The sequence below is a fragment of the Stenotrophomonas sp. SMYL86 genome (genome assembly GCF_036320025.1).
In the GTDB taxonomy this organism is placed as follows: Bacteria; Pseudomonadota; Gammaproteobacteria; order Xanthomonadales; family Xanthomonadaceae; genus Stenotrophomonas; species Stenotrophomonas maltophilia_A.
Genome location: NZ_JAWIRU010000009.1, coordinates 1 through 19,872 on the forward strand (window position 1 = coordinate 1; position 19,872 = coordinate 19,872).

The following is a 19,872-nucleotide window of genomic DNA, read 5'->3' on the forward strand; positions in this document are numbered from 1 at the left end:
CCGGCGCAGCTGCTCTGCCGGAAGGCGTCGAAATGGTGATGCCGGGTGACAACGTCAAGATGGTCGTCACCCTGATCAACCCGGTGGCAATGGACGAAGGCCTGCGCTTCGCCATCCGCGAAGGCGGTCGTACCGTCGGCGCCGGCGTGGTCTCGAAGATCATCGAGTAATCTGGTAGTATCTGCGCCCCGATGTTGCCTGGGTAGGGCATCGGGGCGTATCAAATGGGAAAGCAGGCACAGGATGTGCCTTGTGTTCCCCGGACCAGGAAGGGTCAATGCCATTCAGGCGGCGTCAACAGGCGACTGTTGACAGCTGCCTTGCGTGCCATTATGCTTCTACGTCTGGGCAGGCCGGGTAACTGGTCTGCCTACGTTTTTGAGGTCTATGGAGTGACCTTGGCGGCCCGCAGGACTGTGGGTCGTCCGTATTCAGGAATTTCATGGGACAAAGCAACCCAGAGGCTTTGTCTGTCGCTCTTTTAACGAAGGAACCTACCGCCATGGCGGACCAAAAGATCCGGATCCGGCTGAAAGCGTTCGATCATCGTCTGATCGACCGTTCGGCCAGCGAGATCGTTGAAACGGCAAAGCGGACCGGCGCGCAAGTGCGTGGCCCGATCCCGCTGCCGACCAAGATCGAGCGTTACACCGTTCTCGTTTCCCCGCACGTCGACAAGGACGCGCGTGACCAGTACGAGACCCGCACGCACAAGCGCGTGCTCGATATCGTTGACCCGAATGACAAGACCGTGGACGCGCTGATGAAGCTCGAACTGGCTGCCGGCGTCGACGTTCAGATCAAGCTGACCTGAGGACTACGACCATGACGAAGAAGTATTCGTTGGGCTTCGTGGGCCGCAAGGCTGGCATGAGCCGCGTGTTCACTGAAGATGGCCGCTCCATCCCGGTGACCCTGATCGAAGCAACCCCGAACCGCATCGCGCAGATCAAGACCGTCGAAACCGACGGCTACAGCGCCGTGCAGGTGACCGTCGGCGCGCGTCGCGCTGCCCTGGTCAACAAGCCGGAAGCCGGCCACTTCGCCAAGGCGAAGGTGGAAGCGGGTCGTGGCCTGTGGGAATTCCGCGTTGAAGACGCGCAGCTCGGCGATTTCGCCGTTGGCGGCGAAGTCAAGGCGGACATCTTCGAAGTCGGCCAGATCGTCGACGTCCAGGGTGTCACCAAGGGTAAGGGCTTCCAGGGCACCATCAAGCGCCACAACTTCCGTATGGGCGATGCAACCCACGGTAACTCGCTGTCGCATCGCGCGCCGGGTTCGCTGGGTCAGCGCCAGACCCCGGGTCGCGTTTTCCCGGGCAAGAAGATGTCGGGCCACATGGGCGCGGTGCAGCAGAGCACCCAGAACCTGGAAGTGGTCAAGGTCGACGTCGAGCGCGGTCTGATCGCCGTTCGCGGCGCCGTTCCGGGCGCGGCGGGTGGCGACGTGATCGTCCGTCCGGCGAGCAAGGCATAAGGAGAGATGACGATGGAACTCGTTATCACGGGTAGCAACAACAAGGTCTCGGTCTCCGACGCCGTGTTCGGTCGCGATTTCAGCGAAGATCTGGTCCACCAGGTCGTCGTTGCCTACCGCAACGCCGGTCGCGCCGGCACCAAGGCACAGAAGACTCGCTCCGAAGTGGCTGGTACCACCAAGAAGTCGAAGAAGCAGAAGGGCGGCGGCGCGCGTCATGGCGCACTGACGGCTCCGATCTTCGTCGGCGGCGGTGTCACCTTCGCGGCCAAGCCGCGCAGCTTCGAGCAGAAGGTCAATCGTAAGCAGTACCGTGCCGCCATGTGCGCGATCCTGTCCGAGCTGAACCGTCAGGGCCGTCTGACCATCGTGGAGTCCTTCGACGTCGAAGTGACCAACACGAAGGGTCTGATCGCCAAGCTGGCCGGCCTGGAAGTGGGCAAGCGCCCGCTGATCGTCACCGAAGAAGCGTCCGAGCACCTGTACCTGTCCGCCCGCAATCTGCCGTACGTGCAGGTGCGTGACGTCCAGGGTCTGGATCCGGTCTCGCTGGTGGGTGCCGACACGGTCGTCATCACCGCTGACGCGGTCAAGAAGGTCGAGGAGTGGCTGGCATGAACAGCAACGAAAAAATCTTCAGCGTGCTGCGTGCCCCGCGTGTCTCCGAAAAGACCGCGCGCCTGCAGGAACTCTCCAACCAGTATGTCTTCGAAGTTTCGAACGAAGCCACCAAGGCCGATGTAAAGGCCGCGGTTGAGCAGCTGTTCGACGTCAAGGTCGAAGCCGTCAACGTGGTCAACGTCAAGGGCAAGAACAAGTCCTTCCGTAACCGTGCTGGCCGCCGCGGCGATTGGCGCAAGGCGTACGTTCGCCTGGCCGATGGCCAGTCGATCGATGTAACGGCCAAGGCCTGAGGTACATCCCATGCCATTGATGAAATTCAAGCCCACTTCCCCCGGCCGCCGTTCGGCCGTGCGCGTGGTCACTCCCGACCTGCACAAGGGTGCTCCGCACGCTGCGCTGGTCGAGTCGCAGAGCCGCTCGGGTGGTCGTAACCACCATGGCCGCATCACCGTGCGTCACGTCGGTGGTGGTGCCAAGCAGCACTACCGCATCATCGACTTCAAGCGCAACAAGCTGGGCATCCCGGCGCGCGTGGAACGCATCGAATACGATCCGAACCGCACCGCGCACATCGCTCTGCTGTGCTACGTCGACGGTGAGCGTCGCTACATCATCGCCCCGAAGGGCCTGAAGGCTGGTGATCAGGTGATCGCTGGTTCGGATGCCCCGATCAAGGCTGGCAACACCCTGCCGCTGCGCAACATCCCGGTCGGCACCACCATCCACTGCATCGAACTGAAGCCGGGCAAGGGCGCTCAGATCGCTCGCGCCGCTGGTGCGGCCGTGCAGCTGGTGGCTCGCGAAGGCATCTACGCCACCCTGCGCCTGCGCTCGGGTGAAATGCGTAAGGTTCCGGTCGAGTGCTGCGCCACCATCGGCGAAGTCGGCAACGACGAGCACAGCCTGGAAAAGCTGGGCAAGGCCGGTGCCAAGCGTTGGCGCGGCGTCCGCCCGACCGTTCGTGGTGCTGCCATGAACCCGGTTGACCACCCGCACGGTGGTGGTGAGGCGAAGGCCGGCCAGGGTAATCCGCATCCGGTCACCCCGTGGGGTGTCCCGACCAAGGGTTACAAGACGCGCCATAACAAGCGCACTCAGCAGTTCATCGTCCGCGATCGTAGGGGCTAATCGACCATGGCACGTTCACTCAAGAAGGGCCCGTTCGTCGATCACCACCTCGTCAAGAAGGTGGAGGCCGCTGCGGGCAGCAAGAAGCCGATCAAGACCTGGTCGCGCCGTTCGATGATCCTGCCTGACATGGTAGGCGTCACCATTGCCGTGCATAACGGCAAGAACCACATCCCGGTTCTCGTCAACGAGAACATGGTCGGCCACAAGCTCGGCGAATTTGCCATCACCCGGACCTTCAAGGGTCACGGTGGTGACAAGAAGTCGGGCAAGTAAGGAGAGATGACAATGGAAGCGAAAGCCATCCTGCGCACTGCGCGCATCTCCCCGCAGAAGGCTCGTCTGGTCGCTGACCAGGTGCGCGGTCTGCCGGCCGAGCGTGCGGTCAACCTGCTGAAGTTCTCGGACAAGAAGGCTGCCCACCTGATCAAGAAGGTGGTGGAGTCGGCAATTGCCAACGCCGAGAACAACCAGGGCGCCGACGTCGACGAGCTGAAGGTTCAGACCATCATGGTTGATGAAGGTCCGACCCTGAAGCGTTTCATGGCGCGGGCGAAAGGCCGCGGTACCCGCATCCTCAAGCGCACCAGCCACATCACTGTGGTTGTGGGCGCCGCCAAGTAAGCGGATAAGGAAAAGACCATGGGTCATAAAGTTCATCCGATTGGTATCCGCCTCGGCATTTCCAAGGACTGGAACTCCAAGTGGTACGCCAACAAGGCCGAGTTCGCTGGTTACCTGGCAGCCGACCTGAAAGTGCGCGAAATGCTGCGCAAGAAGCTGGCTCAGGCCGGCATCAGCAAGATCCTGATCGAGCGTCCGGCCAAGACCGCTCGCGTGACGATCCACACCGCCCGTCCGGGTGTGGTGATCGGCAAGCGCGGTGAGGACATCGAGAAGCTGCGCAAGGAAGTGAGCGAGATGATGGGCGTCCCGGCGCACATCAACGTCACCGAAGTGCGCAAGCCGGAACTGGACGCGCAGCTCGTTGCCGAGTCGATCGCCCAGCAGCTGGAGCGTCGCATCATGTTCCGCCGTGCAATGAAGCGCTCGGTCGGCAACGCGATGCGTCTGGGTGCCCTGGGCATCAAGGTCAACGTCGGTGGCCGCCTCAACGGTGCAGAAATCGCCCGTTCGGAGTGGTACCGCGAAGGCCGCGTGCCGCTGCACACCCTGCGTGCCGACATCGACTATGGCTTCGCTGAAGCCAAGACGACCTACGGCATCATCGGCATCAAGGTCTGGATCTACAAGGGCGAGGTCTTCGATTTCTCCCAGGTTGGCCAGGAAAAGCAGGACGACACCCCGTCGCGCAACGATCGTCACGATCGCGGCGACCGTGGTGACCGTCAGCGCCCGGCCCGTGAAGCGAGGTAACGACAATGTTGCAACCCAAGCGAACCAAGTACCGCAAGGTACACAAGGGCCGTAACGATGGCCTGAGCTGGAGCGCCAACGCTGTCAGCTTCGGCGAATACGGCCTGAAGGCAACCGCACACGGTCAGCTGACCGCGCGTCAGATCGAAGCGGCCCGCCGCTCGATCAGCCGCTACGTCAAGCGCGGCGGCAAGATGTGGATCCGCGTGTTCCCCGACAAGCCCATCACCAAGAAGCCCATCGAAGTCCGAATGGGTTCTGGTAAGGGCAACGTGGAATACTGGGTGGCCCAGATCCAGCCCGGCCGCATGATCTATGAAATCGAGGGTGTTTCCGAGGAAGTGGCTCGCGAGGCGTTCCGCCTGGCCGCCGCCAAGCTCTCGGTCACCACCACTTTCGTGACCCGTACGGTGCGCTGATGGATATCAAAACTCTCCGTGAAAAGTCGGCTGACGAACTCAAGGCCCACCTGATCGACCTGCGTAAGGAACAGTTCTCTGTCCGTATGCAGCAGGTCACCGGCCAGCTGCCGAAGACCCACGACATTCGCCGGGTCCGTCGCGAGATTGCTCGCGTCAAGACCCTGCTCGGCAGCACGAAGTAAGGATGGCCGCTATGAGCGACAATACTGAAAAGAAGACGCTGCGCACGGTCGAAGGCCGTGTCGTCAGCAACAAGATGGACAAGACGGTTACCGTCCTGGTTGAGCGTCAGGTCAAGCACGCGCTGTACGGCAAGTACATCAAGCGCTCGACGAAGCTGCACGCCCACGATGCCGACAACGCCTGCAAGGAAGGCGATGTCGTCCGCGTGACCGAGATTGCTCCGATGTCCAAGACCAAGAACTGGCGCGTGGTGGAAGTCATCACGCGCGCGGCTGAATAAGGAGCTGAATCATGATCCAGATGCAGAGCTACCTTGACGTCGCGGACAATTCGGGTGCCAAGCAGGTGATGTGCTTCAAGGTGCTGGGTGGTTCCAAGCGCCGTTACGCCGGCATCGGCGACATCATCAAGGTCACCGTGAAGGATGCGATTCCGCGCGGCAAGGTCAAGAAGGGTGAAGTGTATGACGCCGTCGTGGTGCGTACCCGCAAGGGTGTGCGTCGCGCCGATGGCTCGCTGATCCGCTTCGACGGCAACGCTGCCGTTCTGCTGAACAGCAAGCAGGAGCCGATCGGTACCCGTATCTTCGGGCCGGTGACCCGTGAACTTCGTTCGGAGAAGTTCATGAAGATCGTCTCGCTCGCTCCCGAAGTGCTGTGAGCGACAGGAGATAATCATGGCTAACCGTATCAAGAAGGGCGACCAGGTTGTCGTCAACGCTGGCAAGGACAAGGGCAAGCAGGGCGAAGTCGTCCGCGTCGACGGCGACCGTGTGGTCGTCGCCAACGTGAACATCGTCAAGCGCCACACCAAGCCGAACCCGCAGGCAGGTGTTGCCGGCGGCGTGGTCGAGCGCGAAGCTTCGATCCATATCTCCAACGTGAATGTTCTGAACCCGGCTTCGGGCAAGGGCGAACGCGTTGGCTTCAAGGTGCTGGAGGATGGACGCAAACTGCGTGTGTTCCGCTCCAGCGGTGAGGCGCTCGACGCCTGAGGAATGAGAAGATGAGTTCCCGTCTCGAAAAGTTCTACAAGGACGAAGTGGTGCCGGCGCTGATGAAGCAGTTCGGCTACACCAATCCGATGGAAGTGCCGAAGCTGGTCAAGGTCACCCTGAACATGGGTGTCGGCGAAGCGGCCACCAACAAGAAGATCCTGGAAAACGCCGTCGGCGACATGACCAAGATTTCCGGCCAGAAGCCGGTTGTCACCAAGTCGCGTGTGTCGGTTGCGTCGTTCAAGATCCGCGATGGTTGGCCGATCGGCTGCAAGACCACGCTGCGTCGCCACAAGATGTACGAGTTCCTGGATCGCCTGATCAACATCTCGCTGCCGCGCGTGCGCGACTTCCGTGGTGTTTCCGGTCGTTCCTTCGACGGCCGCGGCAACTTCAACATGGGTGTGAAGGAGCAGATCATCTTCCCGGAAATCGACTTCGACGCCGTCGACGCGATCCGCGGTATGGATATCGCCATCACCACCACGGCGAAGACCGACGCGGAAGCGAAGGCGCTGCTGGCAGCGTTCAAGTTCCCGTTCCGTAACTGATCTGTCGAGGAAACCGAAATGGCAAAGACCTCCATGGTCAACCGCGACATCAAGCGGGAAAAGCTGGCAAAGAAGTACGCTGAAAAGCGTGCAGCTCTGAAGAAGATCGTGTCCTCCGTGGACGCGACCTACGAAGAGAAGATCGACGCCGCAACCAAGCTGGCCAAGCTGCCGCGCGATTCGTCGCCGAGCCGCCAGCGCAACCGTTGCGAGCTGTCGGGTCGTCCGCGTGGCGTCTACAGCAAGTTCGGCCTGGGCCGTAACAAGCTGCGTGAAGCCACCATGCGTGGCGACGTCCCGGGTCTGCGCAAGGCCAGCTGGTAATCCCAGCCGGCCCTGCGATCAGGCGCCCCTTCGGGGGTGCCTGAACCGGGCAGGGGAGGCATTCAGCTTTCCCGACGCAAAAAAACCGAAGAGCCCGGCGCAAGCCGGGCTCTTTTGGCGTATACTCCCGCGTCTTGCCCTGTGCAAACGGGGTTGTAGGGGTGGGCCCTTGGCCCGCTGCATCAAGGGACCTGGCCCGTTTCCAGGAGACAACAGATTTTCGCGAAAGCGGATATCGGTGCACTCAAAGGTACTCATATGAGCATGACTGATCCCATCGCCGACCTGCTGGTCCGCATCAAGAATGCGGCCGCGGTTGGCAAGCAGACGGTGAAAGCCCCGTCGTCCAAGATCAAGGTTGCGATCGCCCAGGTCCTGAAGGACGAGGGTTACATCACCGACCTGCGCGTGACCCAGCTGGAAAACAACAAGTCCGAGCTGGAAATCGTGCTGAAGTATTTCGAAGGCAAGCCGGTCATCGCGACCCTGAAGCGCTTCTCGCGTTCGGGCCTGCGCCAGTACCGCGGCAAGAGCGAGCTGCCGAAGGTCATGAACGGCCTGGGTATCTCCATCATTTCCACCTCCAAGGGCATCATGACTGATGCGCAGGCGCGCCAGCTGGGCGTCGGCGGCGAAGTCCTGTGCTTCGTGGCCTAAGGCGAAAGGAGTAGAACTATGTCCCGCGTAGCCAAGAAGCCGATCGACCTGGGTAAGGTTGAACTGAACGTCCAGTCGGACAGCGTCACCGCCAAGGGCCCGAAGGGTTCCCTGTCGCTGGCCAAGCCGGCCGGTATTGCCATCAACGTCGACAACGGCGTTGCCACCCTGAGCACCGAGAACGCCGAGCTGGTCGCACTGACCGGTACCGTGCGTGCGATCCTGGCCAACATGGTCAAGGGCGTGTCCGAAGGCTTCGAGCGCAAGCTGGAGCTGGTCGGCGTGGGTTACCGCGCTGCCATGCAGGGCAAGGACCTGAGCCTGTCGCTGGGCTTCTCGCACCCGGTCGTGTTCGTGGCGCCGGAAGGCATCACCATCACCACCCCGACCCAGACCGAGATCCTGGTCCAGGGCGCTGACAAGCAGGTCGTCGGTGAAGTTGCCGCCAAGATCCGTGCGTTCCGCAAGCCGGAGCCGTACAAGGGCAAGGGCGTGAAGTACTCCGACGAAGTCATCATCCGTAAGGAAGCCAAGAAGGCGTAAGTGCGAGTCCCTTGCAAGAGCCCGCACATCCTAGTGCGGACTCCTCAGGGAAAAGCCCAACCTTCAGCTTTCAAGGAATAATCAAAATGAACAAGAACATCGCCCGCCTGCGTCGCGCCAAGTCGACCCGCGCCCACATCCGTGAGCTCGGCGTCGCCCGCCTGTCGGTGCTGCGCACCGGCCAGCACCTGTACGCCCAGGTCTTCACCGCCGACGGTTCCAAGGTGCTGGCTGCTGCCAACACCACCCAGGCCGACGTCATGGAAGGCCTGAAGAACGGCAAGAACGCCGACGCCGCCGCCAAGGTCGGCCGTATCGTCGCTGAGCGCGCCAAGGCCGCCGGCGTCGAGAAGGTTGCCTTCGATCGTTCGGGCTACCGCTACCACGGCCGCATCAAGGCCCTGGCAGAAGCCGCCCGCGAAGCCGGCCTGCAGTTCTAAGGGATAAGGGCAGGGGACCTGTGGTCTCCTGCCCGCCTGCTCGCCCGCCTGAGTGAGGCTGGACGGCGCCACTCTTCTGCAGTGGCCCACCGGAACAACGCGACATTCCACAACCATAAGCGGCCCCGAGCCGTACATACCCAAACTACCAAGGAATCAAAATGGCAGAAGAGCGTCAGCAGCGGGGTCGCGATCGCGACCGTAACCGCGAAGAGAAAGTCGACGACGGCATGATCGAAAAGCTGGTCGCGGTCAACCGCGTCAGCAAGACCGTCAAGGGTGGCCGCCAGTTCACCTTCACCGCCCTGACCGTGGTCGGCGACGGCGAAGGCAAGGTCGGTTTCGGCTATGGCAAGGCCCGCGAAGTGCCGGTCGCCATCCAGAAGTCGATGGAACAGGCCCGCAAGAACCTGGTCAGCGTTGACCTGAACAACGGCACCCTGTGGCACACCATCAAGGATGGTCACGGCGCAGCCCGCGTGTTCATGCAGCCGGCTTCGGAAGGTACCGGCGTCATCGCCGGCGGTGCCATGCGCGCCGTGCTGGAAGCCGTTGGCGTGAAGAACGTGCTGGCCAAGGCCACCGGTTCGCGCAACCCGATCAACCTGGTGCGTGCCACCGTGAAGGGCCTGTCTGCTGCGCAGTCGCCGGCTCGCATCGCGGCCAAGCGCGGCAAGAAGGTGGAGGAACTCAACCATGGCTAATGAGTCCAACAAGACTGTGAAGGTGCGCCTGGTGCGCGGCCTGCGTGGTGCTCAGTCGCGTCACCGCCTGTCGGTGCGTGCTCTGGGTCTGAACAAGCTCAACGATGTGCGTGAACTGAAGGACAGCCCGCAGGTTCGCGGTCTGATCAACACCGTTCACTACCTCGTCAAGGTTGAGGAGTAATCGATCATGACTCTGCGTCTCAATGAACTGAGCCCGGCACCGGGCGCCCGCACCGAGCGCACCCGCGTCGGTCGCGGTATCGGCTCGGGCCTGGGCAAGACTGCCGGCCGCGGCCACAAGGGTTCGTTCGCCCGTAAGGGTGGCGGCAAGATCAAGGCTGGCTTCGAAGGCGGCCAGACCCCCATGCAGCGTCGTCTGCCGAAGATCGGCTTCCGTTCGCCGATCGCCAAGGACACCGCTGAAGTGCTGCTGTACGCGCTGGACAAGCTGCCGGCCGGTGAGATCGACTTCGCCGCCCTGCGTGCTGCCAAGCTGGTCCCGAGCACTGCAAAGAAGGCCAAGGTCGTCGTCAAGGGCGAAGTGACCAAGGCGTTCACCCTGAAGGGTATCGCTGCCACGGCTGGTGCCAAGGCTGCGATCGAAGCTGCCGGCGGCAGCGTAACGGAGTAAGAAAATCATGGCGCAAGCTGGCATCGGTAACCTCGCGGGCGGAATGGGCAAGTTCACTGAACTTCGCCAACGTTTGCTGTTCGTCGTCGGGGCTTTGATCGTCTATCGCATCGGCTGCTACGTGCCGGTGCCGGGCGTCAATCCCGATGCCATGCTTGCCATGATGCAACAGCAGGGCGGCGGCATCGTGGACATGTTCAACATGTTCTCGGGCGGCGCCCTGCACCGTTTCAGCATCTTCGCGCTGAACGTGATGCCGTACATTTCGGCATCGATCGTGATGCAGCTGGCCGTGCACATCTTCCCCGCCCTGAAGGCGATGCAGAAGGAAGGTGAGTCCGGCCGCCGCAAGATCACCCAGTATTCGCGCATCGGCGCCGTGCTGCTGGCAGTGGTGCAGGGCGGCTCGATCGCACTGGCCCTGCAGGGCCAGGTCTCGCCGTCGGGCGCTCCGGTCGTGTACGCGCCGGGCATGGGCTTCGTGCTCACCGCCGTGGTCGCGCTGACCGCCGGCACCATGTTCCTGATGTGGGTCGGTGAGCAGGTCACCGAGCGCGGCATCGGCAATGGCGTGTCGCTGATCATCTTCGCCGGTATCGTCGCTGGCCTGCCGGGTGCGATCATCCACACCTTCGACGCCTACCGCGACGGCAACATCCAGTTCATCCAGCTGCTGCTGATCGCCATCGTCGTGCTCGCCTTCACCTTCTTCGTGGTGTTCGTCGAGCGTGGCCAGCGCCGGATCACGGTCAACTACGCGCGCCGCCAGGGCGGTCGCAACGCGTACATGAACCAGACCTCGTTCCTGCCGCTGAAGCTCAACATGGCTGGCGTCATCCCGGCGATCTTCGCCTCGAGCCTGCTGGCCTTCCCGGCCACCCTGGCCATGTGGTCCGGCCAGGCTGCCAACCAGAGCAGCTTCGGCCAGGTCCTGCAGAAGGTCGCCAACGCGCTCGGCCCGGGCGAGCCGCTGCACATGATCGTGTTCGCTGCGCTGATCACCGGTTTCGCGTTCTTCTATACCGCGCTGGTGTTCAACTCGCAGGAAACCGCCGACAACCTGAAGAAGTCGGGCGCGCTGATTCCGGGCATCCGTCCGGGCAAGGCCACTGCCGATTACATCGACGGCGTGCTGACCCGCCTGACCGCGGCCGGCTCGGCCTACCTGGTGATCGTCTGCCTGCTGCCGGAACTGATGCGCACGCAGCTGAACGCCTCGTTCTACTTCGGTGGTACTTCGCTGCTGATCGTGGTGGTGGTGGTGATGGACTTCATCGCCCAGGTGCAGGCGCACCTGATGTCCCACCAGTACGAGAGCCTGCTGAAGAAGGCCAACCTGAAGGGCGGCAACCGCGGCGGTTTTGCCCGCGGCTGATTGGCCTGTTATACTTTCGTCTTCCTGACGTGATGGTCTCTCCGCTTCGCGGACTCCGGCCACACAAACGAAGGGCGGCCCCCGCAGCGGTTCCGGGTGGGGGTGTGATGAGGTGGTCCTGCGCTGGAGTAGCGCGGGCGGCCCCGGGGGAAACCCCAGGTCCAACCCCATCCGGCGCCGGAGCCTGGGCACACTCCCCAGGCCGGGTTCATGAAACCAATGGTTTCACGGGCTTCCATGTAAACCGGAACCTTGTTAGTATCGCTAGTTCACTTTTTTGATCCATCCTGCCGGATTGGCGTGCCCGAGGCGCGCTGTCGGCCATCACTCAGCTGGAGAACCGCGTCATGGCGCGTATTGCAGGCGTCAACCTGCCAGCCCAGAAGCACGTCTGGGTCGGGTTGCAAAGCATTTACGGCATCGGCCGTACCCGTTCGAAGAAGGTCTGCGAAGTCGCAGGCGTTGCTTCGACCACCAAGATCCGCGATCTGTCGGAGCCGGAAATCGAGCGCCTGCGCGCCGAAGTCGGCAAGTACATCGTGGAAGGCGATCTGCGCCGTGAGATCGGCATCGCGATCAAGCGCCTGATGGACCTGGGCTGCTACCGCGGCCTGCGTCACCGTCGTGGCCTCCCGCTGCGTGGCCAGCGCACCCGTACCAACGCCCGCACCCGCAAGGGTCCGCGCAAGGCGATCAAGAAGTAAGGGACTGAGAAATGGCTAAGCCCGCTGCTAAGACCAAGAAGAAGATCAAGCGCGTCGTCACCGACGGCGTTGCCCACGTCCACGCTTCGTTCAACAACACCATCGTCACCATCACCGACCGCCAGGGCAACGCTCTGTCGTGGGCGACCTCCGGTGGCGCTGGCTTCCGCGGTTCGCGCAAGTCGACCCCGTTCGCTGCCCAGGTGGCTGCTGAAAAGGCCGGTCGTGCTGCGCTGGACTACGGCGTGAAGTCGCTGGAAGTCCGCATCAAGGGCCCGGGTCCGGGCCGTGAGTCGGCCGTGCGTTCGTTGAACAACGTCGGCTACAAGATCACCAACATCATCGACGTGACGCCTATCCCGCACAACGGGTGCCGTCCGCCGAAGAAGCGTCGCGTCTAAAGGGAGCGATAAGAAATGGCTCGTTATATCGGTCCTACCTGTAAGCTCGCCCGTCGCGAAGGCGCCGACCTGTCCCTGAAGAGCCCGGCGCGTGCGCTGGACTCGAAGTGCAAGCTGGAGCAGAAGCCCGGCCAGCACGGCGCCACTGCCCGCAAGGGCAAGCTGTCCGACTACGCCACCCAGCTGCGTGAAAAGCAGAAGGTCAAGCGTATCTACGGCCTGCTGGAGCGTCAGTTCCGCAACTACTACAAGAAGGCCTCGACCAAGAAGGGCAACACCGGCGAGAACCTGCTGCAGCTGCTGGAAACCCGCCTGGACAACGTCGTCTACCGCATGGGCTTCGCCGTGACCCGTCCGGCTGCCCGTCAGCTGGTGTCGCACCGCGGCGTCACCGTGAATGGCAAGTCGGTCAACCTGGCTTCGTACCAGGTCAAGGCTGGCGACGCCATCGCTCTGTCTGAAAAGGCTGCCAAGCAGCTGCGCGTCCAGGAAGCCCTGACCGTCGCCGCCCAGCATGACCTGAGCCCGTCGTGGGTTGAAGTGGATTCCGGCAAGTTCACCGGCATCTTCAAGGCTGTTCCGGATCGTTCGGATCTGCCTGCGGACATCAACGAAGCGCTGATCGTCGAGCTGTATTCGAAGTAATTCACATTGGAGAGCCCCCGGCGACGGCCGGGGGTTCACTAGGAGAACCCGCAACATGACGGTTACCGCCAACCAGGTTCTGCGTCCTCGCGGTCCGCAGATCGAACGCCTTACCGACACCCGTGCAAAGGTCGTTATCGAACCTTTGGAGCGGGGTTACGGGCATACGCTGGGTAATGCCCTGCGTCGCGTGCTGCTGTCGTCCATCCCGGGCTTCGCCATCACGGAAGTCGAAATCGACGGCGTGTTGCATGAGTACACCACGGTCGAAGGTCTGCAGGAGGACGTGCTCGAAGTCCTGCTGAACCTCAAGGACGTGGCCATCCGTATGCACTCCGGCGACAGCGCCACCCTGTCCCTGTCCAAGCAGGGCCCGGGCGTTGTCACTGCTGCCGATATCAAGGTCGACCACAATGTGGAGATCCTGAACGGCGAACACGTGATCTGCCACCTGACCAAGGATACGGCGATCAACATGCGTCTGAAGATCGAACGTGGTTTCGGCTACCAGCCGGCTGCCGCGCGTCGTCGTCCGGACGAAGAAACCCGTGCCATCGGCCGTCTGGTCCTGGATGCCTCGTTCTCGCCGGTCCGCCGCGTCGCCTATGCCGTGGAAGCGGCCCGCGTCGAACAGCGTACCGACCTGGACAAGCTGGTCATCGATATCGAGACCAACGGCACCATCGACGCCGAGGAAGCCGTGCGCACCGCCGCCGACATCCTCAGCGACCAGCTGTCGGTGTTCGGTGACTTCACCCACCGCGACCGCGGTGCAGCCAAGCCGGCCAACAACGGCGTGGATCCGGTGCTGCTGCGCCCGATCGACGATCTGGAGCTGACCGTGCGTTCGGCCAACTGCCTGAAGGCTGAAAGCATCTACTACATCGGCGATCTGATCCAGAAGACCGAAGTGGAGCTGCTGAAGACCCCGAACCTGGGCAAGAAGTCGCTCACCGAGATCAAGGAAGTGCTGGCTCAGCGCGGCCTGTCGCTCGGCATGAAGCTGGAGAACTGGCCGCCGGCCGGTGTCGCCAGCCACGGCATGCTGGGCTGATATCGGTAATGCCTGAAGGCTCCACCGTTCGCGGTGGGGCCTTCAACGCAACACAACATGCCATGACGAACCCCAGGTTCGCGTGGCAGGTCGTCCAGGACGGGCGGCCAGGACCAACCGCAGTCCGCGCAGCAACGCCAGGATGGCGACAACGATCCGCACAGTCTCATCATTAACCAAGGAATATCACCATGCGTCACCAGAAGTCTGGCCGTAAGTTCAGCCGTACCAGCGCCCACCGCGAAGCGATGTTCAAGAACATGGCTGCCTCGCTGTTCAAGCACGAGCTGATCAAGACCACCCTGCCGAAGGCCAAGGAACTGCGCCGCGTTGCCGAGCCGCTGATCACCCTGGCCAAGGTCGATTCCGTCGCCAACCGCCGTCTGGCCTTCGCCCGCCTGCGCGACAACGAAGCCGTGGGCAACCTGTTCACCATCCTGGGCCCGCGCTACGCGAACCGTCCGGGCGGCTACCTGCGTCTGCTGAAGTGCGGCTTCCGCGCTGGCGACAACGCGCCGATGGCCTACGTCGAGCTGGTTGACCGTCCGGTCGTGGCCGAGGAAGTGGCCGAGTAATCGGACCGCTCCAATGCGACACAGCGAAAGCCCGGCCTCTGCCGGGCTTTTGCGTTTCCGGGGGCGGATCCCTTTCCGCAGGACAGGGCTCTGACCCACACCGTTCCGACAGGCGTCACCTGTGGCGGTTCGAATGGCGCGCACTCTCGGTTACGCTTGGCGCCTGATCCATTCGAGCGTTGACGATGAATCCACTGCGCTGGCCCTTCCGCGCCCAGTTCTTCCTGGGCTTCCTGATCTGCGCGGGCCTGCTTGGCTACGCGATCTTCCTGCAGCTGAAGATGGGCCTGGAGCCGTGTCCGCTGTGCATCTTCCAGCGCCTGGCCTTCGCTGCGCTTGGCCTGCTGTTCCTGATCGGTGCACTGCATGGTCCGTCCAACCGCCCCGGACGCGCGACCTATGGCGTGCTGGCGTTCATTGCCGCCGCAGTGGGCGTGGGCATCGCCGCGCGCCACGTCTACGTGCAGATGCTGCCGCCGGAAATGGGGTCCACCTGTGGCCCGCCGCTGGCCTTCCTGAGCGAAACCATGGGGCCGCTGGAAGTGTTCCGCACGGTGCTGACCGGCACTGGCAACTGCGGCAACATCGACTGGACCTTCCTCGGCCTGACCATGCCGATGTGGTCGGGCGTGTGGTTCGTGCTGCTGGCGCTGTGGGCGCTGGTGGTGTCGCTGCGCAAGGTCAAGCGCTGAAGCAGGGTAGTGGCGGGGGGCGGGGGGGCCCCCCCCCCCCCCCCCGGCCCCCCCCCCCCCCCCCACAAGAGAACAAAGATACGCGGCCCACGGACACGCGAGGACGCCGGGTTGGCCCGGCCGGGGCCCGCCACACCGCGGGAATGCCGGCCAGCGGCCGGCACTATCTCAGAAATCCTGCTGCAGGCTCAGGTAGGCGCCGCGGCGCGGTCCCCATTGCGGGGCGAACACGCCGACGCCACCGCCATCGCGCAGCTGGTAGCTGCGGTCCAACGCGTTGATCACCGCCAGCTGCACATGCAGTGGATGGCCGCTGTCGACGTTGAAGTCGTGCCCGGCGCTGAGGTTCACCTGCAGGTAGGACGGCAGCTCGCCACCGTTGGGTACGCCCTCGATGTCCGAACGCAGGCCACTGCCGAACACGTAGTTGGCCCCGATCCGGTTGTGTCCGGCGAAGGCGTAGCTGAGGCCACCCGACGAGGTCAGCTTCTGGTCGTGGTCCAGGTGGATCCAGTGGTTGGCCACATAGGCCAGCGCCTCGGGATCGAGGTTGTACTGGCTGGTGATGACATCCGTACCGATGGCTTTGTTCAGCGCGGCATTGAAGTAGGCACTGAACGGACCGTTGCTGTAGTCGGCACTGAACTCCAGACCACGGATGTGTCCGCGGCGGTAGTTGAAGGTCGAGTAGATGTAGGCGGCGCCGAACTGGCCTTCGTCCTGCAGGCGGGCGACGCGGCGGTCGTACGCATCCAGTCCAAGGGTCAGGTGTTCGCCCAGTTGCTGCGAGACGCCGATGTCGTAGTAGTCGCTGCGCTCGGCCAGTGGCGTGTTGTTGCCACCGCTGGGCTGCTGGTTGGTGGTGCCGTCGTACAGGGCGATGTCGCTGCTGGCGATCAGTTCACTGGCCGGTGGCGTGAAATAGCGCGAATAGCCGGCATGCACGGTGGTGCTGTCGCTGGCATTCCAGACCACGCCCACGCGCGGGCTGAGCTGGCCCTCGGTGCGGCCGAAGGCCTTGTAGCGGTCACCGCGCAGACCGTAGTTGACGGTCCAGTCGTCGCCGATTTTCCACTCATCCTGTACGTACAACGCCAGCGTGCTGGCATGGAAGGCGCTGTGGTCAGGAATCAGCAGCGGCGTGGTGCTGGACTGCTGGCCGCCGTCATCAACCGGGAACACCCAGCTGTTGCTGCTGGCCCGTGCGTTCTCGTAGTTGCCGTACAAGCCGTAGCGCAGCGTGTGGTCGTTGCCCAGTGGTGTGGAGAAGTCGGCCTGCAGGGTGTTGGCACGGTTGCTGCGCTGCACCTGCGAGGCGACGCCACTGAACACCAGATCGCCGATGACGTCCGGGTTGAACGCTGCATCGCTGTAGCGCTGCCCGGCGGACAGCTGGTAGGCGGTGTTGCCCAGCGTGCCCTGCAGTACCAGCATGCCGAAGCGGGTGGTCTCGCGCTGGGTCTCATCCAGCTGGCTGGAATCGAAGGTGGTGGTGTCCAGGTAACCGAACTGCGGCGTCTGCCCCGGATTGACCGGAATCTGGAAACGGTTGTTGGCGAAACCGGCGAACACACTCAGGCGGGTGTTCTCGTTGACCAGGTAGGTCAGGTCGGCGAAGGCCTTGCCCTGGTGGGTATCGTCGTGCAGCGGCTTGCGCGAGTTGGTCGGATTCTCCAGGCCGACTTCGTTCTGGTCGTAGTTGCCGGTCAGGAACCAGCTCCAGCGTCCCTGGTTGCCCCACCAGGAGGCATTCGGGTTCACCTTGCCGAACGAGCCGGTGGTCAGTCCGGCGCTGCCACCGTTGCCCAGCTCGGCGCCATTGCGGGTGGTGATGTCGACCACCGCCGCGGTGCGCTCGCCGAACTGCGCCGGCAACGCGCCGTCCATCAGGCGGATGCTCTTGATGGTGCGCGCATCCAGGGTCTGGCCGAAGCCGGAAATCGACTCGGGCAGCAACACGCCGTTGATCCGGTACTGCAGGTTGGCGTGGTCGCCGCGCACGTGCACGCCGCCATAGGAATCCTGGACCACGCCGGGTGCCTGCAGCAGCACCTGGCTGAGCGGCGCGGAGGCGCCCAGCGGCTGCTTCTGGATGTCCTCGGCGGTGATCTGGTACTGGCTGCTGCCGATGTCCGGCGACAACGCGTTGCGGGCCTGGTCGAGCTGGGCGCTGACGGTGACCGTGTCCAGGTCCTTGACCGCAGGCCCGGCGCCATCGGCGGCGGCCGCGAAGGCGGGCAGGCTGGCCAGGGCCAGGGCGAAGGTGATGCCGGTAGCGAGGGGCGAGGGCTTCATGATGGGAAGAGTGATGGCAGGGCGTGGAAGGGGCCGGTCCATGACGTGGAAGTGTTACTCCGTAACAGATCATGCGCCTGCCTTGAGCGGCTGACCATGCGGGATCTGGCTGCTCGCATCGGCCTTTCCCTGCCGTTCAGGCGGCCTGGCCGAGCAGGTCGGCCCTTTGCGCCAGCGGCTGGCTCTGCGACCATGACCGCCCCCCATCCCGGAAGTCTGCAATGAGCCTGTCCGCCGTTCCGCCCGTGCCCGATCCCGCCGCAGCCGCCACTGGCGCCGCCTGGTCGCCGGAGAGCTGGCGTGGCAAGACCGCGCTGCAGATGCCGACCTACCCGGACCCGGTGGCGCTGGACGCCGCTCTGCACGAACTGAAGCGGCTGCCGCCGCTGGTCACCTCCTGGGAAATCCTGGCGCTGAAGCAGCAGCTGGCCGAGGCGCAGGAAGGCAAGCGCTTCCTGCTGCAGGGCGGCGACTGCGCGGAGAACTTCAGCGACTGCGAATCGGGCACCATTTCCAACCGGCTGAAGGTGCTGCTGCAGATGAGCCTGGTGCTGGTGCATGGCCTGCGCCAGCCGGTGATCCGCGTCGGCCGTTTCGCCGGCCAGTACGCCAAGCCACGTTCGGCCGATACCGAGACCCGCGACGGCGTGACCCTGCCCAGCTACCGCGGTGATGTCATCAACGCGCCGGCCTTCACCGAAGCGGCGCGGCTGCCGGATCCGAAGCGGATGCTGCAGGCCCACGCGCACTCGGCGATGACCATGAACTTCGTGCGTGCGCTGATCGACGGCGGTTTCGCCGACCTGCACCACCCCGAGTACTGGAACCTGGAATGGGTGAGCCATTCGCCGTTGGCCGCCGACTACCAGAAGATGGTGGCCTCGATCGGCGATGCAGTGCATTTCATGGAGACCCTGGCCGGGGCCCGCGTGCACAACCTCAACCGCATCGATTTCTACACCTCGCATGAAGCGCTGCTGTTGCCCTACGAGCAGGCGTTGACCCGGCAGGTGCCGCGCCAGCAGGGCTGGTTGAACCTGAGCACGCACTACCCGTGGATCGGCATGCGCACGGCCGCGCTCGATGGCGCGCACGTGGAATACCTGCGTGGCGTGCGCAACCCTATCGCGATCAAGGTCGGCCCGTCGGTGACGCCGGACCAGCTGCTGCGCCTGATTGATGTGCTCAACCCGCATGACGAGCCGGGTCGACTGAGCTTCATTCACCGCATGGGTGCAGCGCAGATCGCCGAGAAGCTGCCGCCGCTGCTGGATGCGGTCAAGCGCGATGGCCGCCGCGTGCTGTGGGTGTGCGACGCGATGCATGGCAATACCGAAAGCACCGCCAATGGCTTCAAGACGCGCCGCTTCGACAACGTGCGTGGCGAAGTGGAGCTGTCGTTCGATCTGCATGCGGCCGCAGGCACGCGACTGGGCGGTGTGCACCTGGAACTGACCGGCGAAGACGTGACCGAGTGCACCGGTGGCGCGCGCGAACTGACCGAACGTGACCTGGAGCGCGCCTACCGTTCGACGGTGGACCCGCGGTTGAACTACGAGCAGTCGCTGGAGATCGCGATGGCGATCGTGCGCAAGCAGGAACAAGTGCGGTAAGGGGGTTTCGGCAGGGCTTGCAGCCCTGCACCTGCGGACGCAACGGCAACGGCCGAAGCAACGGCAACAGCATGCATTTCGTGGGATGGCGGGGTGGTGTCGGAGTGCGGGGACGCCGCAAGTACGTCCCTGTAGGCTTGGCAGCCGCATCCATGCGGCTGACACCCCACACTCCGACACCGCCCCGCCTCTGACAGATTCCGGCGGCTGTTGGTAGGTGTCGACCTTGGTCGACACGGTAGATCCACGCTATGCGTGGATGAATTTCCAATGGAATCGAATATTTCGATATCTGTGAGATTTGAGCCGAGCATGGCTCGGCTCTACAAAAAATGCCGACAGATCGCAGAAAACTGTTGAAGGCGGGGTGGGGGGGGGTGGGGGGGGGTGGGGGGGGGGGGGGGGGGGGCGCCGGCCCCCGGGGGGGGGGGTGGGGCGGGGGCCCCCCCCCGCCCGCC

General features: G+C 63.6%; 30 protein-coding genes and 1 pseudogene. 30 read left to right on the forward strand and 1 reads right to left on the reverse strand.

Annotated features, from left to right (window positions below; genetic code table 11):
• The 29 genes and pseudogenes from V3B64_RS11295 to V3B64_RS11435 all read left to right on the forward strand — a co-directional run.
• Positions 1-170 (forward strand): annotated as a pseudogene (locus V3B64_RS11295) (elongation factor Tu); the annotation flags it as partial.
• A gap of 332 nt (positions 171-502) precedes the next feature.
• Positions 503-814, forward strand: coding sequence for a 30S ribosomal protein S10 (gene rpsJ, locus V3B64_RS11300; RefSeq protein ID WP_005408208.1), 312 nt, complete (start codon positions 503-505; stop codon positions 812-814).
• Positions 815-825: 11 nt separating this feature from the next.
• A complete protein-coding gene (gene rplC, locus V3B64_RS11305; RefSeq protein WP_004145336.1) occupies positions 826-1,476 on the forward strand; it encodes a 50S ribosomal protein L3 in 651 nt (216 codons plus the stop codon).
• 12 nt (positions 1,477-1,488) lie between these two features.
• Positions 1,489-2,094 (forward strand): 50S ribosomal protein L4, encoded by a 606-nt coding sequence (rplD, locus tag V3B64_RS11310; protein WP_004145337.1) that lies wholly within the window; start codon positions 1,489-1,491, stop codon positions 2,092-2,094.
• Complete coding sequence (rplW, locus tag V3B64_RS11315) at positions 2,091-2,390, forward strand: 50S ribosomal protein L23 (protein WP_004145338.1); 300 nt, start codon at positions 2,091-2,093, stop codon at positions 2,388-2,390. Before rplD ends, rplW begins: the two co-directional genes overlap by 4 nt.
• A 10-nt stretch (positions 2,391-2,400) precedes the next feature.
• The gene (gene rplB, locus V3B64_RS11320) at positions 2,401-3,228 is read left to right on the forward strand and encodes a 50S ribosomal protein L2 (protein WP_004145339.1); all 828 of its coding nucleotides are present in this window, start codon (positions 2,401-2,403) and stop codon (positions 3,226-3,228) included.
• Between the two features lie 6 nt (positions 3,229-3,234).
• The gene (rpsS, locus tag V3B64_RS11325; RefSeq protein ID WP_004154485.1) at positions 3,235-3,504 is read left to right on the forward strand and encodes a 30S ribosomal protein S19; all 270 of its coding nucleotides are present in this window, start codon (positions 3,235-3,237) and stop codon (positions 3,502-3,504) included.
• A 12-nt stretch (positions 3,505-3,516) separates the two neighbouring features.
• Positions 3,517-3,852 carry a 50S ribosomal protein L22 gene (rplV, locus tag V3B64_RS11330; protein WP_004145348.1) on the forward strand — a complete coding sequence of 112 codons (336 nt, stop codon included), beginning with the start codon at positions 3,517-3,519 and terminating at the stop codon, positions 3,850-3,852.
• Positions 3,853-3,870: 18 nt separating this feature from the next.
• Complete coding sequence (rpsC, locus tag V3B64_RS11335; RefSeq protein ID WP_004145350.1) at positions 3,871-4,605, forward strand: 30S ribosomal protein S3; 735 nt, start codon at positions 3,871-3,873, stop codon at positions 4,603-4,605.
• 5 nt (positions 4,606-4,610) lie between these two features.
• Complete coding sequence (gene rplP, locus V3B64_RS11340; protein WP_004154486.1) at positions 4,611-5,024, forward strand: 50S ribosomal protein L16; 414 nt, start codon at positions 4,611-4,613, stop codon at positions 5,022-5,024.
• Positions 5,024-5,209 (forward strand): 50S ribosomal protein L29, encoded by a 186-nt coding sequence (gene rpmC, locus V3B64_RS11345; protein ID WP_004154487.1) that lies wholly within the window; start codon positions 5,024-5,026, stop codon positions 5,207-5,209. The genes rplP and rpmC overlap by 1 nt, the downstream gene beginning before the upstream one ends.
• 11 nt (positions 5,210-5,220) lie before the next feature.
• A complete protein-coding gene (gene rpsQ, locus V3B64_RS11350) occupies positions 5,221-5,490 on the forward strand; it encodes a 30S ribosomal protein S17 (RefSeq protein ID WP_004154489.1) in 270 nt (89 codons plus the stop codon).
• A gap of 11 nt (positions 5,491-5,501) precedes the next feature.
• Positions 5,502-5,870 (forward strand): 50S ribosomal protein L14, encoded by a 369-nt coding sequence (gene rplN / locus V3B64_RS11355; RefSeq protein ID WP_004145357.1) that lies wholly within the window; start codon positions 5,502-5,504, stop codon positions 5,868-5,870.
• 16 nt (positions 5,871-5,886) lie between these two features.
• Positions 5,887-6,204: a 50S ribosomal protein L24 gene (rplX, locus tag V3B64_RS11360; protein ID WP_004154490.1), complete on the forward strand. Its 318-nt coding sequence runs from the start codon at positions 5,887-5,889 to the stop codon at positions 6,202-6,204.
• An 11-nt stretch (positions 6,205-6,215) separates the two neighbouring features.
• A complete protein-coding gene (gene rplE, locus V3B64_RS11365) occupies positions 6,216-6,758 on the forward strand; it encodes a 50S ribosomal protein L5 (protein ID WP_004154491.1) in 543 nt (180 codons plus the stop codon).
• 18 nt (positions 6,759-6,776) lie between these two features.
• Positions 6,777-7,082 carry a 30S ribosomal protein S14 gene (rpsN, locus tag V3B64_RS11370; RefSeq protein WP_005408209.1) on the forward strand — a complete coding sequence of 102 codons (306 nt, stop codon included), beginning with the start codon at positions 6,777-6,779 and terminating at the stop codon, positions 7,080-7,082.
• A gap of 258 nt (positions 7,083-7,340) precedes the next feature.
• Positions 7,341-7,739: a 30S ribosomal protein S8 gene (gene rpsH / locus V3B64_RS11375; RefSeq protein ID WP_005408210.1), complete on the forward strand. Its 399-nt coding sequence runs from the start codon at positions 7,341-7,343 to the stop codon at positions 7,737-7,739.
• 18 nt (positions 7,740-7,757) lie between these two features.
• Positions 7,758-8,282 (forward strand): 50S ribosomal protein L6, encoded by a 525-nt coding sequence (rplF, locus tag V3B64_RS11380; protein WP_010483977.1) that lies wholly within the window; start codon positions 7,758-7,760, stop codon positions 8,280-8,282.
• 80 nt (positions 8,283-8,362) lie between these two features.
• Positions 8,363-8,722 (forward strand): 50S ribosomal protein L18, encoded by a 360-nt coding sequence (gene rplR / locus V3B64_RS11385; protein WP_329914196.1) that lies wholly within the window; start codon positions 8,363-8,365, stop codon positions 8,720-8,722.
• Between the two features lie 161 nt (positions 8,723-8,883).
• Positions 8,884-9,426, forward strand: coding sequence for a 30S ribosomal protein S5 (gene rpsE / locus V3B64_RS11390; RefSeq protein ID WP_004145411.1), 543 nt, complete (start codon positions 8,884-8,886; stop codon positions 9,424-9,426).
• Positions 9,419-9,610, forward strand: coding sequence for a 50S ribosomal protein L30 (rpmD, locus tag V3B64_RS11395; RefSeq protein WP_004145412.1), 192 nt, complete (start codon positions 9,419-9,421; stop codon positions 9,608-9,610). Before rpsE ends, rpmD begins: the two co-directional genes overlap by 8 nt.
• 6 nt (positions 9,611-9,616) lie before the next feature.
• Positions 9,617-10,060 carry a 50S ribosomal protein L15 gene (gene rplO, locus V3B64_RS11400; protein WP_004154498.1) on the forward strand — a complete coding sequence of 148 codons (444 nt, stop codon included), beginning with the start codon at positions 9,617-9,619 and terminating at the stop codon, positions 10,058-10,060.
• A 7-nt stretch (positions 10,061-10,067) separates the two neighbouring features.
• Entirely contained in the window at positions 10,068-11,435 is a 1,368-nt protein-coding gene (gene secY, locus V3B64_RS11405) for a preprotein translocase subunit SecY (RefSeq protein ID WP_005408215.1), read from the forward strand.
• A 347-nt stretch (positions 11,436-11,782) separates the two neighbouring features.
• Positions 11,783-12,139, forward strand: coding sequence for a 30S ribosomal protein S13 (gene rpsM, locus V3B64_RS11410; protein ID WP_004154500.1), 357 nt, complete (start codon positions 11,783-11,785; stop codon positions 12,137-12,139).
• Between the two features lie 11 nt (positions 12,140-12,150).
• On the forward strand, positions 12,151-12,540 hold the full coding sequence (rpsK, locus tag V3B64_RS11415) for a 30S ribosomal protein S11 (RefSeq protein ID WP_004145443.1): 390 nt from the start codon (positions 12,151-12,153) through the stop codon (positions 12,538-12,540).
• A gap of 15 nt (positions 12,541-12,555) precedes the next feature.
• Positions 12,556-13,185 (forward strand): 30S ribosomal protein S4, encoded by a 630-nt coding sequence (gene rpsD / locus V3B64_RS11420; protein WP_004145446.1) that lies wholly within the window; start codon positions 12,556-12,558, stop codon positions 13,183-13,185.
• A gap of 55 nt (positions 13,186-13,240) precedes the next feature.
• Positions 13,241-14,239 carry a DNA-directed RNA polymerase subunit alpha gene (gene rpoA, locus V3B64_RS11425; protein WP_010483975.1) on the forward strand — a complete coding sequence of 333 codons (999 nt, stop codon included), beginning with the start codon at positions 13,241-13,243 and terminating at the stop codon, positions 14,237-14,239.
• 191 nt (positions 14,240-14,430) lie between these two features.
• Positions 14,431-14,814, forward strand: a complete 384-nt coding sequence (gene rplQ, locus V3B64_RS11430) for a 50S ribosomal protein L17 (protein ID WP_005408217.1) — start codon at positions 14,431-14,433, stop codon at positions 14,812-14,814.
• A 185-nt stretch (positions 14,815-14,999) separates the two neighbouring features.
• A complete protein-coding gene (locus V3B64_RS11435; protein WP_010483974.1) occupies positions 15,000-15,506 on the forward strand; it encodes a disulfide bond formation protein B in 507 nt (168 codons plus the stop codon).
• A gap of 168 nt (positions 15,507-15,674) precedes the next feature.
• On the opposite strand, the gene V3B64_RS11440 is transcribed toward V3B64_RS11435, so the two are convergent.
• On the reverse strand, positions 15,675-17,801 hold the full coding sequence (locus tag V3B64_RS11440; protein ID WP_182267314.1) for a TonB-dependent receptor: 2,127 nt from the start codon (positions 17,799-17,801) through the stop codon (positions 15,675-15,677).
• A 221-nt stretch (positions 17,802-18,022) separates the two neighbouring features.
• On the opposite strand from V3B64_RS11440, the gene V3B64_RS11445 reads away from it, so the two are divergent.
• The gene (locus V3B64_RS11445; protein WP_329914166.1) at positions 18,023-19,414 is read left to right on the forward strand and encodes a 3-deoxy-7-phosphoheptulonate synthase class II; all 1,392 of its coding nucleotides are present in this window, start codon (positions 18,023-18,025) and stop codon (positions 19,412-19,414) included.
• The last annotated feature ends 458 nt before the right edge of the window (positions 19,415-19,872 follow it).